A 14088-nucleotide genomic window follows, 5' to 3' on the forward strand; every position below is an offset into this window, starting at 1 on the left:
GGCGAGCGGAGGACACGCTGCCGCTGACAGTCTGTCTTCAACAGCTTTTTCAGGATTTTCAGAATGGCCGATGGTGCAAGCAAAGCCGATGTAAACCCGCAGCAGACGGTGAACGGTATTTTCCAGAATTTTGCACCGCCCGTGCGCGAGCAGAGCCCGTTGCGCAAAGCAATTACCGCCGCTTACCGCCGCCCAGAGGAAGAGTGCCTGGCGCCTCTGATCGATGCTGCGACCGTCACGCCCGAGCAGGCCGCAGCCATTCGCACCACGGCAACCAAGCTGATCGAGGCGTTGCGCGCCAAGACGAAAGGCACCGGCGTCGAGGGGCTGGTGCAGGAATATTCGCTCTCCAGCCATGAGGGCGTGGCCCTGATGTGCCTTGCCGAAGCACTGCTGCGCATTCCCGACACCGCCACCCGCGACGCGCTGATCCGCGACAAGATCGCCCGCGGCGACTGGAAGTCCCACATCGGCGGCGGGCGCTCGCTGTTCGTCAACGCCGCAACCTGGGGTCTTGTCATCACCGGCAAGCTGACCTCGACGGTCAATGACAGCGGCCTTTCGGCGGCGCTGACCAAGCTGATCGCCAGGGCTGGCGAACCCGTCATTCGCCGCGGCGTCGATATGGCGATGCGCATGATGGGCGAGCAATTCGTGACCGGCGAAACGATTGGGGAAGCGATCAAGCGCTCGAAACCGCTGGAGGAACAGGGTTTCCAATATTCCTACGACATGCTCGGCGAAGCGGCGACCACCGCCAAGGATGCGGAGCGTTATTACAAGGACTACGAAAACGCGATCCACGCCATTGGCAAGGCCTCCGCCGGGCGTGGCATCTATGGTGGCCCCGGAATTTCCATCAAGCTTTCGGCCCTGCATCCGCGTTATGCCCGTGTGCAGGCAGAGCGGGTAATGGCGGAGCTTCTGCCGCGTGTGAAATCCCTGATGCTGCTCAGCAAGAAATACGATATCGGCCTCAACATTGACGCCGAGGAAGCCGACCGGCTGGAACTGTCGCTCGATCTTCTGGAGGAACTGGCGCTCGACAAGGATCTTGCCGGTTGGAACGGCCTAGGCTTCGTTGTGCAGGCCTATGGCCGCCGCTGCCCCTTTGTTCTCGACTACATCATCGATCTCGCCCAACGTGCCGGTCGCCGCATCATGGTGCGTCTTGTCAAGGGCGCCTACTGGGATGCGGAGATCAAGCGCGCACAGGTGGACGGGCTGGAAGACTTCCCGGTCTTCACCCGCAAAGTGCACACGGATGTCTCCTATATCGCCTGCGCCCGCAAGCTGCTTGCCGCGCGTGACGTCGTGTTCCCGCAATTTGCGACCCACAACGCCCAGTCCATGGCTACCATCTACCATCTCGCTGGTCCGGACTTCAAACTCGGTGATTACGAGTTCCAGTGCCTGCACGGCATGGGCGAACCGCTTTACAGCGAAGTCGTCGGCAAGAAAAAGCTCGATCGTCCCTGCCGCTTTTATGCGCCTGTTGGCACCCACGAGACGCTGCTTGCCTATCTCGTCCGCCGTCTGCTGGAAAACGGCGCGAACTCCTCCTTCGTCAACCGCATAGCAGATCCCGCCGTGCCGGTGGCTTCCCTGCTGGAAGATCCGGTCACCGTGGTCAAGGCTTACCCCGTTCCCGGCGCACGGCACGACCGCATTGCTGCACCCGCTGGTCTCTTCGGCCCCGAACGGGCAAATTCCGCCGGCCTCGATCTTTCGAATGAAACGGCACTTGCCGCGCTGGACAACGTCCTTAAGGCAGGTGCGACGACGGAATGGAAAGCCGCAGCACCGCATGCAGGCGGAAAGACACGCCCGGTCCTCAATCCCGGCGACCACAATGATGTCGTCGGTTATGTAACCGAACCGACAGAGGCCGATGTCGAAGCGGCAATGCAACGGGCCGCAGCCTCCAACTGGTCTTCCACGCCGGTCGAGGAGCGCGCCGCCTGCCTGGAGCGCGCTGCCGACCGGATGCAGGCCGAAATGCCGGCCCTGCTTGGCCTCATCATGCGCGAGGCCGGAAAATCCATGCCGAACGCCATTGCCGAGGTGCGCGAAGCGATTGACTTCCTGCGTTATTACGCAGCGGAAGCCCGGAAGACCTTCAAGGCCAACGAGACACCGCTCGGCCCGGTCGTCTGCATCAGCCCGTGGAACTTCCCGCTTGCCATCTTCATCGGCCAGGTAACGGCAGCACTGGTTGCCGGTAATCCGGTACTGGCAAAGCCCGCCGAAGAAACCCCGTTGATCGCCGCGCAGGGGGTACGCCTGCTGCATGAGGCAGGCGTTCCGCAGGACGCCGTGCAGCTTCTGCCAGGTGACGGCAAGACCGGTGCGGCACTAGTCGGCTCAGCGCTCACGGCGGGTGTGATGTTCACCGGATCCACTGAAGTGGCGCGGCTCATCCAGGGTCAACTCGCAGGCCGGGTTCTCGCAAACGGCCAGCCCGTTCCCCTGATTGCCGAGACCGGCGGCCAGAACGCCATGATCGTCGATTCCTCAGCGCTTGCCGAGCAGGTCGTCGCCGACGTCATCGCCTCTGCCTTCGACAGTGCCGGCCAGCGTTGCTCGGCGCTTCGCATTCTCTGCCTGCAGGAAGATGTGGCCGACCGCACCCTGACGATGCTGAAGGGCGCGCTGCACGAATTGCGCATCGGGCGCACCGATAGCCTTTCCGTCGATGTCGGCCCCGTGATCACCGCTGAAGCTAAAGGCATCATCGAAAAACACGTTGACAGCATGCGCGCACTCGGCCACCGGATCGAGCAGATTTCGCTTGCCGGCGAAACCGGCAAGGGCACCTTCGTGCCACCGACAATCATCGAGATGAAATCGCTCGCCGATCTTAAGAAAGAGGTCTTCGGGCCGGTGCTGCACGTCATCCGGTTCAAGCGCGACAATCTCGACCGGCTGATCGACGAGATCAACGCCACCGGCTATGGCCTGACCTTCGGCCTGCATACGCGTCTTGACGATACCATCCAGCATGTCCTGTCGCGCGTCGCGGCCGGTAATCTCTATGTGAACCGCAACATCATCGGCGCCGTGGTCGGCGTCCAGCCCTTTGGCGGGCGAGGCCTCTCCGGCACCGGCCCCAAGGCGGGCGGTCCGCTCTATCTCGGCCGCGTCACACAAACCGCGCCGAAGATCGACCGCGTTGCCAGCCAGCAGGACCAGGCGGCTGTCGATCTCGCCCGCTGGCTGGATGAAAACGGCCAGAGCGTTGCAGCCGAAGCCGCAAGACAGGCCGCAGCCCTATCCGGCCTCGGTTTCGAAACCGAACTGGCAGGCCCAGTCGGCGAACGCAACGTCTATGCGCTGCATCCGCGCGGCAAGGTGCTGCTTATTCCGGCCACGGAGCAAGGGCTCTATCGCCAGCTTGCGGCAGCGCTTGCCACCGGCAACTCGGTCGTTATCGATAATGCGTCGGGGCTGGAAAAGTCGATCTACGGATTGCCGGCAACCGTCACCTCGCGCATCACATGGGCTGACAGCTGGGAAAAATCCGCACCGTTCGCCGGCGCGCTGATCGAGGGCGATGCGGAACGTGTCGTTGCGATCAACAAGAAAATCGCCGCCCTGCCCGGTCCTCTGGTTCTGGTTCAGGCCGCCACGACGGAAGCGCTTGACCGTGAAACCCAGCCCTACAATCTCGACTGGCTGGTGGAAGAAGTCTCCGTCAGCGTCAACACAACGGCTGCCGGCGGCAATGCCAGCCTGATGAGCATCGGCTGATTATCTGGTTCCGGCAGGGTCTCGACCCTGCCGGTCCATCACATCACCCACCGATTTCACCACGACCGAAAAGCTGGTTCAGAACCTGCTCTTCAAGCCGCGCGAATTCCGGGGTGCCGTGTCGGCGCGGACGCGGCAGTTTCACATCGAGATCAAGGGCGATGCGCCCCTCATCAATCACGACGATGCGGTCTGCAAGTGCGACGGCTTCCGAAACATCGTGCGTAACGAGAACGGCGGTGAATTTCTGCTTGCGCCAGATGCGCTCCAGCAGAAGCTGCATTTCGATGCGGGTGAGCGCATCTAGCGCCCCGAGGGGTTCATCCAGCGCCAGAATTTGCGGATGCGCCACCAGCGCGCGTGCCAGCGCCACGCGCTGCTTCTGGCCTCCAGACAGGACATAGGGCCACTCGCCCGCCCGGTCCTTTAGCCCAACCTCTTCGAGAATGGCAAGCGCCTGCTCGTTCGCCGCCTCACCTTTGGCGATGCCGGTCAGGCCCACGGATACATTGTTTGCGATGCGCTCCCATGGCAGAAGGCGCGGCTCCTGAAACATCATGCGAGTGCGGCTCGATGCGTCTTTCGAAACGGTGCCGCTTGTGGGCGCATCAAGACCGGCCAAGATACGCAGAAGCGTGCTCTTGCCGCATCCACTCTTGCCGATAATAGCCAGAAACTCGCCTTCCCGCACATCGAGATAGATGCCGCGCAGAACCGGTTTATCGCCAAAGGTCTTTGTCACATTGCGGAAGCTGAAAGCGACCTTGCTGTCGTTCTGCTTGCCGCGCTGTTCAACCTTGGTCTCTGCCCCGGAAGGGGAGGATGATGGGGCATCGGGGCGTCTCAACGTCGTAACATTGCTGGTCGACATGGGTTACCTCAGACTTTCTTGAAGGCTGGATGCCACTGCAGGAAGATGCTTTCGAGGAAGCGGGCGAAACTGTCCGCCAGCTTGCCAAGAAGCGCGTAAATAAGGATCGACAGCACGACGACATCGATCAGCAGGAACTCGCGCGCCTGCATGGCCATGTAGCCGAGGCCGGAAGAGGAGGAAATTGTTTCCGCCACGATAAGCGTCAGCCACATGATGCCGAGCGCATAACGCAGGCCGGTGAAAATGGACGGCAGCGCGCCGGGCAGGATCACTCGCCGGAACAGGGTGAAGGGCGACATGCCATAGGTACGCCCCATCTCCACCAGTTGCGGATCGACCCCCTGAATGCCGAGCAGCGTGTTGATGTAGATGGGGAAAAACACTCCGAGTGCCACGAGGAAAAGCTTTGCCTCCTCGTCGATGCCGAACCAGAGGATGACGAGCGGAATGAGCGCCAGATGCGGGATGTTGCGGATCATCTGCAGCGTCGTGTCGGTAAAGCTGCGGGAAAACCGCGACAGTCCGTTGGCCAGCCCGAAGATGAAACCAATCGCGCCGCCAACGGCGAAACCGGCCAGAGCGCGAGCGGAGCTGACACCGATATTGGCGATGAGTTCCCCTGAAAGCAAAAGCCGCCAGAAGGCTTCCGCGACGGCAGAGGGAGCCGGCAGGACGTTTGCCGAAATGAGACCGACGCGGGCAGCAAGCTCCCAGCCGGCAAGAATGATGGCAGGAAGCAACCAGCCCGTGATGCTTCCAGCCTCGATACGCCTTCTGATGCTCATCGCGAAGCCCTCCGTATCCGGGATCAGTTGGTGGCGCCTGACCAGACGGCATCCTTGATGCTGATCTGCTTAGGGATCAGGCCCAGGCGATAAAAGCGGTCGGCAGTTTCCTGCTGGCTGGCAATGATCTTGTCATCGATTTTCGAAATACCGAATTCCGAACGGTTCGCAGCCAGCGTCTGCGCTTCCAGCGGTACACCTGTCACCTCATGCAGGGCTGCCGCAACCTTGTCGCGGTTGGCGGCGGACCATTTGGCCGCCTCGCCCAGGGCATCAAGCGTTATATTGATGGTGTCGGCATGGGATTTGGCATAGTCGCGGTTGGCGAGGAAATAGGTACTCACATTGAGAACCTCGCTGGTGCGGGCCAGAGTGACGGGCTTATAGCGCGTCTCGGCAATTGCATAGAACGGATCCCAGACGGCCCAGGCGTCGATCTTGTCGCTGGCAAAGGCTGCCGCCGCGTCAGCCGGGCTGAGATAGACCACGTCGATATCGCTAAATTTCAGGCCGTTCTTCTCAATTGCCGCCACCAGCAGATTGTGGGCGCTTGTGCCCTTGCCGACGCCGACCTTCTTGCCCTTCAGATCGGCAACCGACTTTATACCGCTCTCGGGCTTGGTGAAGATCGCCTCACCCTTACCGTTTGAGGGAAGAGCCGCAACGTAAACGATGGCCGAACCGGCCGCCTGACCGAAGATTGGCGGCGCATCGCCCGTCCAGCCGACATTGATGGAGCCAACATTCAAGGCCTCCACCAGCGGCGGGCCTGCGGTGAATTCGACCCACGAAACCTTGACGCCCTTGGCCTCAAGCGCCTTTTCGATAACGCCCTGTTGCCTCGCGATCACCGGCAGGCCGGTTTTCTGATAACCGATCTTCAGCTCTTCCGCCGCCTGCGCCTGCAAGGGCAGCACGGATAACGCAGCGGCAACAAGAAAACTGGCGGAGAGGGCACGACGGGTAATGGCTGGCATCTTAGCTCCTTGTCGCCGACCCCCTGGGGCCGGTTTGCGATATGGAGCAATGCTAGGGTTTTCGATGAAAACGATAGAGAGAGGATAATTCAATATGAGCGATATTGCGGGAATAAAATTCCGCAGAGACGCCTCTTTCCCGCAAATCGTCGCAGGAAGCATTACCAAGCCTGCTTAACAGACGAATGCCGGTGCGGACTGGCCGCACCGGCATGATGGATCAATATCGCTATCGAACGCGCAAACTTGCGAAGCGATTTACTCGATATCGAAGGAAACGCCCTGCGCCAAAGGCAGCGCCTTGGAGTAGTTGATGGTGTTGGTGGCGCGGCGCATATAGGCCTTCCATGCATCCGAACCGGATTCGCGGCCACCGCCGGTTTCCTTTTCACCACCGAATGCGCCGCCGATTTCCGCGCCCGAGGTTCCGATATTGACGTTGGCGATGCCGCAATCCGAGCCTTCCGAAGACAGGAAACGTTCCGATTCCTGAATGTCGCGGGTGAAGATCGACGACGACAGACCAGCGGCAACGGCGTTATGCGCGTCAATCGCCTGATCGAGATCGCTGTACTTCATCACATAAAGGATCGGCGCGAAGGTCTCTTCCAACACCGGCCCCGCCTGTTCAGGCATTTCGACAAGTGCCGGCTTTACATAATAGGCATCCGGCGCACCCGTATCCACTCGCCCGCCGCCATTCACCACGCCGTCATGCGCCTTGGCCGCTTCGAGCGCCTTCTGCATGCCGTCGAAAGCCGCCTTGTCCACCAGCGGTCCGACAAGCGCCGATGTTTCGAGCGGATTGCCGACGGATACGGAGGCGTAGGCCTTTTTCAGACGCGGCACGAGCTGGTCGTAAACACTGTCATGCACGAAGAGACGGCGAAGCGTGGTGCAGCGCTGGCCGGCCGTGCCCATGGCGCCGAAGGCAATGGCGCGCAGCGCCATGTCGAGATCGGCAGACGGGCAGACGATGCCGGCATTGTTGCCGCCCAGTTCCAGAATGGCGCGGGCGAAGCGCTTCGCCAGACGCGGGCCGACATCGCGGCCCATGCGGGTGGAACCGGTTGCAGAAACCAGGGGAACCTTGGGGTTGTCCACCAATGCTTCACCAACGGCGCGGTCGCCGATCAGAAGCTGCGACAGCCCTTCCGGCGCATCGCCAAAACGGGCTACGGCACGTTCGAAGATGCCCTGAACCGCAAGTGCCGTCAGCGGGGTCTTTTCAGATGGCTTCCAGACCACCGAATTGCCGCAGACTAGCGCGAGTGCCGCGTTCCACGACCAGACCGCGACCGGAAAATTGAAAGCGGAGATAACGCCGACAACGCCGAGCGGATGCCAGGTTTCCATCATACGGTGGCCGGGGCGTTCGGTGGCGATGGTGAGGCCGTAAAGCTGGCGGGACAAGCCGACCGCGAAATCGCAGATATCGATCATCTCCTGCACTTCGCCGAGACCTTCGGACGGGACCTTGCCCGCTTCCAGCGAGACGAGCCGACCGAGATCTGCCTTGAAGGAGCGCAGTTCTTCGCCCAGAAGCCGGATCAGTTCGCCACGGCGCGGAGCAGGCACGTTGCGCCAAATCTTGAAGGCGGCATCGGCCTTGTCGACCACGGCTGCGACACCCTCGACCGAAATGGTCTTGAGGCTTGCGATCTGTTCACCCGTTACCGGGCTGAACGACGCCATATCGCCGCCGGTATAAAGATCGCGGGCGACGCCCATTCTGTCGAGCAGGGCCGCGGCTTCCTGTTTCACGTCAAGCTTCGTGGTCGCATCCATGTCAAATTATCCTTTTTGGCTCAAAGGGGAGGAAAGGCCGTTTTTGATACGGCGCTTTCAACTCCCGTCGCTGTTCTTTCCCCGAATTTATCATTTTGTGAAACGGCGCCTCCGTCGAAGCCGGCAAAACACCATTCCATTCTTTCCCGTAATCATATATGGCCATAATGACCCTTTTCCAATGAGGAAAGCGGGTAAGTTGATGCGAGAATGGTATGGATCCGCGCAGAAGACTGGTCCCTGATATCGTAACCCTGCAAGCATTCGAGTGTGCCGCAAGGCATGGGAATTTTACCCGTGCGGCGGAAGAACTCAACCTCACGCAAAGTGCGGTCAGCCGGCAGATCGGCGAACTCGAGGCGCAGACCGGAATGCAGCTTTTCGAACGCATCCGCCGGCGCGTCGTCCTGTCGGAAGCGGGTCGCAAATTCCTGCCAGACGTGCGGCGCCTGTTGCAGCAATCCGAACAGCTGATGGTGCGCGCGGTCTCGGCCGGAACATCTCATGCATCACTTTCCGTCGCCACCCTGCCAACCTTCGGCAGCCGCTGGCTGATGCCGCGTCTGCACCGCTTCATCGACGCCAACCCGGAAATGACCATCACCATCGGCTCGCGCTCGCACCCTTTCGATTTCGATGAGGAAGGTTTCGACCTCGCCATCCATTACGGCCAGCCGGTCTGGGCGCACGGCACCTGCACCTTTTTATGCAACGAAGTGATCGTGCCGGTCGCCAGCCCCGCTCTGCTTCAGCGCGCGGGAATGAGAGAGCCGGAGGATTTTAACCGACAACCGTTGCTGCACGTGACCACACGGCCGAAACTATGGACTGAGTGGCTGGAGATGAATGGGGTAACGGCGGAGAATGCCTATAGAGGCAGCCGTTTCGACCAGTTTTCGATGATCATTGAAGCAGCCATAAGCGGCATTGGCTTTGCCCTTCTGCCGAAATATCTGATCGAGGCGGAACTCGTCTCCGGCCGTCTCGAAATCGTCTTCGACATTCCACTGCAAACCGACAAGAGCTATTATGTTGCCCTGCCGGAAGGGCGGCAGGACAATGTCCTTGCCCGCGCCTTCCAGGCATGGCTTCTCGATCAGGTCGGCAAGCCGGCCTAGATATTCACACAGTGCCGCCGATGGAAACCTCGTCAAGCCCCGGCAGATCGGGGCCGACCGGCACGATCCGGGTCGGATTGAGCGCCTTGATCGAATAATAACCGCGCTTGATGTGGTCGATATTGACCGTGTCACGCACGCCCGGAATGTTTAGCACCCGCATCATATAGGCCTGCAGGGCCCGATAGTCGGCAATGCGGCGAAGGTTGCACTTGAAGAGGCCGTAATAGGCGGCATCGAAACGCACCAGCGTCACGAAAAGCCTGACATCCGTTTCCGTCAGGCGATCGCCGAAGAGGAAGGGACCGCCTGATGCCAGGCGAGTTTCAAGTTCCTGAAGTGTCGCGAAGACGTCGGCAAAGGCTTCCTCATAGGCAAGCTGGGTGGTGGCAAAACCGGTTCTGTAGACACCGTTGCTGAGGCGGGGATAGATATGGTCGTTGAGCGCATCAATCGCGTCCCGCAGATCTTCCGGATAAAGATCGATGCCGTTATCGGCCAGATCGCCGAAACCGGAATTCAGCATGCGGAGAATGTCGGCGGATTCGTTGTTGACGATGGTTTTCGTCTTCTTGTCCCAAAGAACCGGAACGGTGGCACGGCCGGTATAATGCGGATCGGCGCTGGTATAGGCTTCGTGCATATAAGCGAAGCCGTTCAGCCCGTCGCGATCCGAACCTGGATAATCGCCGAATTTCCAACCCTCGTCGGAGAGCGCCGGCTCCACAATTGAGACCGAAATGACATCCTCGAGCTTCTTGAGCTTGCGGCCGATCAGCGTGCGTGAGGCCCATGGACAAATCAGCGCGACATAGAGATGATAGCGCCCAGCCTCGGCCTTGAAACCGCCCTCTCCCGTCGGGCCTGCTGAACCATCAGACGTTACCCAGTTGCGGAAGCCGGATGTCTGGCGAACGAAACCACCCTTCTTGTCGGTCGCCTGCACCGGGTGCCATTCGGCGGTCCACTTTCCATCCACGAGCATTTTGGGCTCTCCATTCATCTATCGATGAAAAGCTTATGGGGCCGTCTGCACCCACCCCACAAGCCGCGCTTCGGTTGACGCACTGTTTCCGATCGATGGATGACTTCAAAGCCGATTGCGGAAAAACGGATTCCAGCGAACTGTGCCGAGCCTGACCCTTTCGCGGATCATCGTCAGAAGTCCCGATGCGGCGATGACACCCAGCCCAAGCACCGCGATCGCATCCGGATATTCGTGGAAGAAAGTCATGCCGATCGCCACGGCCCAGAGGATCTGAGAATAATGCGAGGGTGCAATCTGGCTGGCCGGCGCGATACGTGTTGCGACGAGCAGCGTTATCTGTCCCGTCGCCGTGCAGAGGCCGATGAAGGCAAAGGCGGCGAACTGGTGCAGATTGGGCATGACGAACTCGGGAATCGAGGCAATGCCGTTGAAGGTGAGGCCGTAGACCAAAAGCACGCCCATTATCGAGGTGCGCTTCTCCTTGCCCGCAAGCGAGCGGAGCAGCACGATGGTCATCGCCGCCAGGAATGCGACACCGATGGCTGCGACGTGCCCGAGTTCCAGCGCCTTGAAGCCGGGCCGCACGACGAGCAGAACACCGACGATGCCGGCCAGAACGGCCGCCCAGCGCCATGGCCCTATATCTTCCTTCAATACGACAGCCGACAGCACTGTCACAAACAACGGTGAGAGAAAGATCAGCGCATAGGCTTCGGCCAGCGGAATGGTGGTGAAGGCATAGATACCGAGAATACCGGCGAACAGGCCGGAAATCGCCCGCCCGTGCACCGCAAACGGACGGCTCATGCGCCAGAATTCACGCCACCTTTCCTCACGCGGCTTGCTGAAGAAGATGAAGATGCCGGAAAACAGGATGCTGAAAAAGCCGATCTCGAAAACGCTGATCTGTGATCCAAGCGACTTGATCGTGGCATCGCCCAGGGAAAAGGTCGCATAAGCGAACAGACCGAGCAGAAAACCCTTTTGCATTTGAACTTCCCCGAACAGCGACCGCAACGCAAAGCGCACCCCGGCCGCTTAAAGCAACCCGGACGCCCCTTAAGGGACAGACAGTCTGGCAGATTTGATCCTCACCCTATGGCTAGACCCGGCTACCTATGAGTGCAAGCCGCAAAAGCCGCAAAAACACCCGATCCGACCGCATCGATGCAGATGGCCGCAAGGTGCGGCAAATTTGTCCCGTCGACGCCATCATATCACCGTCACGGAAAGAGGTTAGCCCGTGTTGATCGTGGCGCTTGGCGGCAAGCGTGAAGGCGGCTAAACAATGTGGTGTGATTGCACCCGGTGATTTCGCCTGAAGCTTGCTGCGCGAACATCGCCTCACGAACCGAAAGGAAGAAGAATGCGGATAGTGATGATCGGTGCCGGTTATGTCGGCCTTGTTTCCGGTGCGTGTTTTGCCGATTTCGGCCATGACGTGATCTGCGTGGACAAGATGCCGGAGAAGATCGAAGCGCTGAAAAGCGGCCATATCCCGATCTTCGAACCGGGTCTGGAGGTCATCGTTGCCAACAACGCCAAGGCGGGCCGATTGAGCTTCACCACCGACCTCTCCTCCGCGGTTGCCAATGCCGACGTCGTCTTCATCGCGGTCGGCACGCCCTCGCGGCGCGGCGACGGCCACGCCGATCTCGGTTATGTCTATGCGGCGGCGAAAGAAATCGCCCATTCGCTTGACGGCTTCACCGTCATCGTCACCAAGTCCACCGTTCCCGTCGGCACGGGGGACGAGGTGGAACGCATCATCCGCGAAGAAAACCCTTCGGCCGATTTTGCCGTGGTTTCCAACCCGGAATTTCTGCGGGAAGGCGCGGCCATCGAGGATTTCAAGCGACCGGACCGCATCGTCGTCGGTCTTTCCGACGAGCGCGCCCGCCCGGTGATGACGGAGGTTTACCGTCCGCTCTATCTCAACCAGTCGCCTTTGCTCTTCACCACCAGGCGCACTTCGGAACTGATCAAATATGCCGCCAACGCCTTTCTGGCGATGAAGATCACCTTCATCAACGAAATGGCGGATCTGTGCGAAAAGGTCGGCGCCAATGTTCAGGATATTTCGCGCGGCATCGGCCTCGATGGCCGCATCGGCGCGAAGTTCCTGCATGCCGGTCCGGGTTATGGCGGCTCCTGTTTCCCCAAGGATACGCTGGCGCTTGCCAAGACCGCACAGGACTATGACGCCCCTGTGCGGCTGATCGAGACCACCATTGCCATCAACGACAACCGCAAGCGCGCCATGGGCCGCAAGGTCATCAACGCGGTGGGCGGCGACGTGCGCGGCAAGAAGATCGCGGTCCTTGGCCTGACCTTCAAGCCCAATACCGACGATATGCGCGACAGCCCGGCGATTGCCATCATCCAGACCCTCCAGGACGGCGGCGCCAAGGTGGTCGGCTACGATCCGGAGGGAATGGTGAATGCCCGCCATGTGATCGAGGATATCGACTATGCAAGCGGCCCCTACGAGGCTGCCGAAGGCGCCGATGCCGTCGTGATCGTGACGGAATGGAACCAGTTCCGCGCACTCGATCTGCCGCGCCTGAAGGCCATCATGAAAAACCCCGTTCTGGTGGATCTACGCAATATCTACCGCACGGACGAGGTCACCGGGCACGGCTTCGTTTATGCCGGCATTGGCCGCCCACACGACAGCAGTTCCGACAAGGGCCAATAGCGGTTTCGCCTTCGAAGTTTCATTAAAACGGTTTTTGCGCTTCGGTTCGGCCGCAAACGCACCAACGGATTTGGGATATAGTCATCATGCGTTATCTGGTTACCGGCACCGCGGGCTTCATCGGTTTTTACGTTGCCAAACGGCTGCTCGATGCCGGCCATTTCGTAACCGGTTTCGACGGCATGACGAAATATTACGATGTCAGCCTGAAAGAAAAACGCCATGCGATCCTTTCCCGCTCCAACGGTTTCAGGGCGGAAATCGGCATGCTGGAAGACACGGATGCGCTGAAGCGCGCGGCAGAGGCTGCCGAACCGGAAATCATAATTCACCTCGCCGCGCAGGCGGGTGTTCGCTACAGCCTCGAAAATCCACGCGCCTATATCGATTCCAATCTCATCGGATCGTGGAACATGCTGGAGCTTGCCAAGAACCTGCGTGTCAAACACCTGATGCTGGCTTCAACTTCCTCCATCTACGGCGCCAATGAAAAAATTCCCTTTGCGGAAAGCGACAAGGCCGACGAGCCGATGACGCTTTATGCGGCCACCAAAAAATCGATGGAATTGATGGCGCACAGCTACGCCCATCTTCACAAATTGCCCACCACAGCCTTCCGTTTCTTCACGGTTTACGGACCGTGGGGACGGCCGGACATGGCGCCAATCAAATTCGTCGACGCCATCTCGAACGGCGAGCCGATCGATATTTACGGCCAAGGCAATATGAGCCGCGACTTCACCTATATCGATGACCTCGTTGAAGGTATCGTCCGGCTGAGCCAGGTCATTCCGTCCGAGGAAAACCGGGTAACTGAGGAAGGCGTCACCGACACGCTGTCGCACCACGCACCCTTCCGCATCGTCAATATTGGCGGCGGCCAGCCGGTAGAGCTGATGCACTTTGTCGAAACGGTCGAAAAGACGGTCTGCAGGCCGGCAATCCGCAACATGTTGCCGATGCAGCAGGGCGACGTCCCCCGCACCTTCGCTTCACCCGATCTTCTGAGGGCCTTGACGGGCTATGTGCCGCAAACCCCGGTCGAGGAGGGCATCAAGGCCCTCGTCGCCTGGTATCGTGACATGCAGTCGACAGAGCTGCGCGAATAAA

At 60.0% G+C, this 14088-nt stretch carries 10 protein-coding genes; 4 read left to right on the forward strand and 6 right to left on the reverse strand.

Annotated features, from left to right (window positions below; genetic code table 11):
• Positions 1–63: 63 nt before the first annotated feature.
• Positions 64–3750 carry a trifunctional transcriptional regulator/proline dehydrogenase/L-glutamate gamma-semialdehyde dehydrogenase gene (gene putA, locus FB593_RS18190; protein WP_004432057.1) on the forward strand — a complete coding sequence of 1229 codons (3687 nt, stop codon included), beginning with the start codon at positions 64–66 and terminating at the stop codon, positions 3748–3750.
• Positions 3751–3793: 43 nt separating this feature from the next.
• On the opposite strand, the gene FB593_RS18195 is transcribed toward putA, so the two are convergent.
• The 4 genes from FB593_RS18195 to FB593_RS18210 all read right to left on the reverse strand — a co-directional run bounded on the left by FB593_RS18195 (position 3794) and on the right by FB593_RS18210 (position 8174).
• The gene (locus FB593_RS18195) at positions 3794–4621 is read right to left on the reverse strand and encodes an ABC transporter ATP-binding protein (RefSeq protein ID WP_111802421.1); all 828 of its coding nucleotides are present in this window, start codon (positions 4619–4621) and stop codon (positions 3794–3796) included.
• A gap of 8 nt (positions 4622–4629) precedes the next feature.
• A complete protein-coding gene (locus FB593_RS18200) occupies positions 4630–5409 on the reverse strand; it encodes an ABC transporter permease subunit (RefSeq protein ID WP_004432039.1) in 780 nt (259 codons plus the stop codon).
• Positions 5410–5432: 23 nt separating this feature from the next.
• The gene (locus tag FB593_RS18205) at positions 5433–6386 is read right to left on the reverse strand and encodes an aliphatic sulfonate ABC transporter substrate-binding protein (RefSeq protein ID WP_004432036.1); all 954 of its coding nucleotides are present in this window, start codon (positions 6384–6386) and stop codon (positions 5433–5435) included.
• A gap of 258 nt (positions 6387–6644) precedes the next feature.
• Positions 6645–8174, reverse strand: coding sequence for an aldehyde dehydrogenase family protein (locus FB593_RS18210; protein ID WP_013762124.1), 1530 nt, complete (start codon positions 8172–8174; stop codon positions 6645–6647).
• Between the two features lie 215 nt (positions 8175–8389).
• Here FB593_RS18210 and FB593_RS18215 point away from each other — a divergent pair, with 215 nt between their 5' ends.
• Positions 8390–9292, forward strand: coding sequence for a LysR family transcriptional regulator (locus tag FB593_RS18215; RefSeq protein ID WP_004432029.1), 903 nt, complete (start codon positions 8390–8392; stop codon positions 9290–9292).
• Between the two features lie 4 nt (positions 9293–9296).
• Here the strand turns inward: FB593_RS18215 and FB593_RS18220 are convergent, their stop codons facing one another.
• On the reverse strand, positions 9297–10277 hold the full coding sequence (locus tag FB593_RS18220; protein WP_111802422.1) for a glutathione S-transferase family protein: 981 nt from the start codon (positions 10275–10277) through the stop codon (positions 9297–9299).
• Positions 10278–10382: 105 nt separating this feature from the next.
• Positions 10383–11270 carry a DMT family transporter gene (locus tag FB593_RS18225; RefSeq protein WP_004432025.1) on the reverse strand — a complete coding sequence of 296 codons (888 nt, stop codon included), beginning with the start codon at positions 11268–11270 and terminating at the stop codon, positions 10383–10385.
• Positions 11271–11646: 376 nt separating this feature from the next.
• Between FB593_RS18225 and FB593_RS18230 the strand changes: the two genes are divergently transcribed.
• Both FB593_RS18230 and FB593_RS18235 read left to right on the forward strand, forming a co-directional pair.
• Entirely contained in the window at positions 11647–12978 is a 1332-nt protein-coding gene (locus tag FB593_RS18230; protein ID WP_035252640.1) for a UDP-glucose dehydrogenase family protein, read from the forward strand.
• A gap of 86 nt (positions 12979–13064) precedes the next feature.
• Positions 13065–14087: an NAD-dependent epimerase gene (locus tag FB593_RS18235; protein ID WP_145166834.1), complete on the forward strand. Its 1023-nt coding sequence runs from the start codon at positions 13065–13067 to the stop codon at positions 14085–14087.
• Position 14088: the final 1 nt, after the last annotated feature.

The organism is Rhizobium sp. SJZ105 (genome assembly GCF_007828365.1).
GTDB classification, from domain to species: domain Bacteria; phylum Pseudomonadota; class Alphaproteobacteria; order Rhizobiales; family Rhizobiaceae; genus Agrobacterium; species Agrobacterium tumefaciens.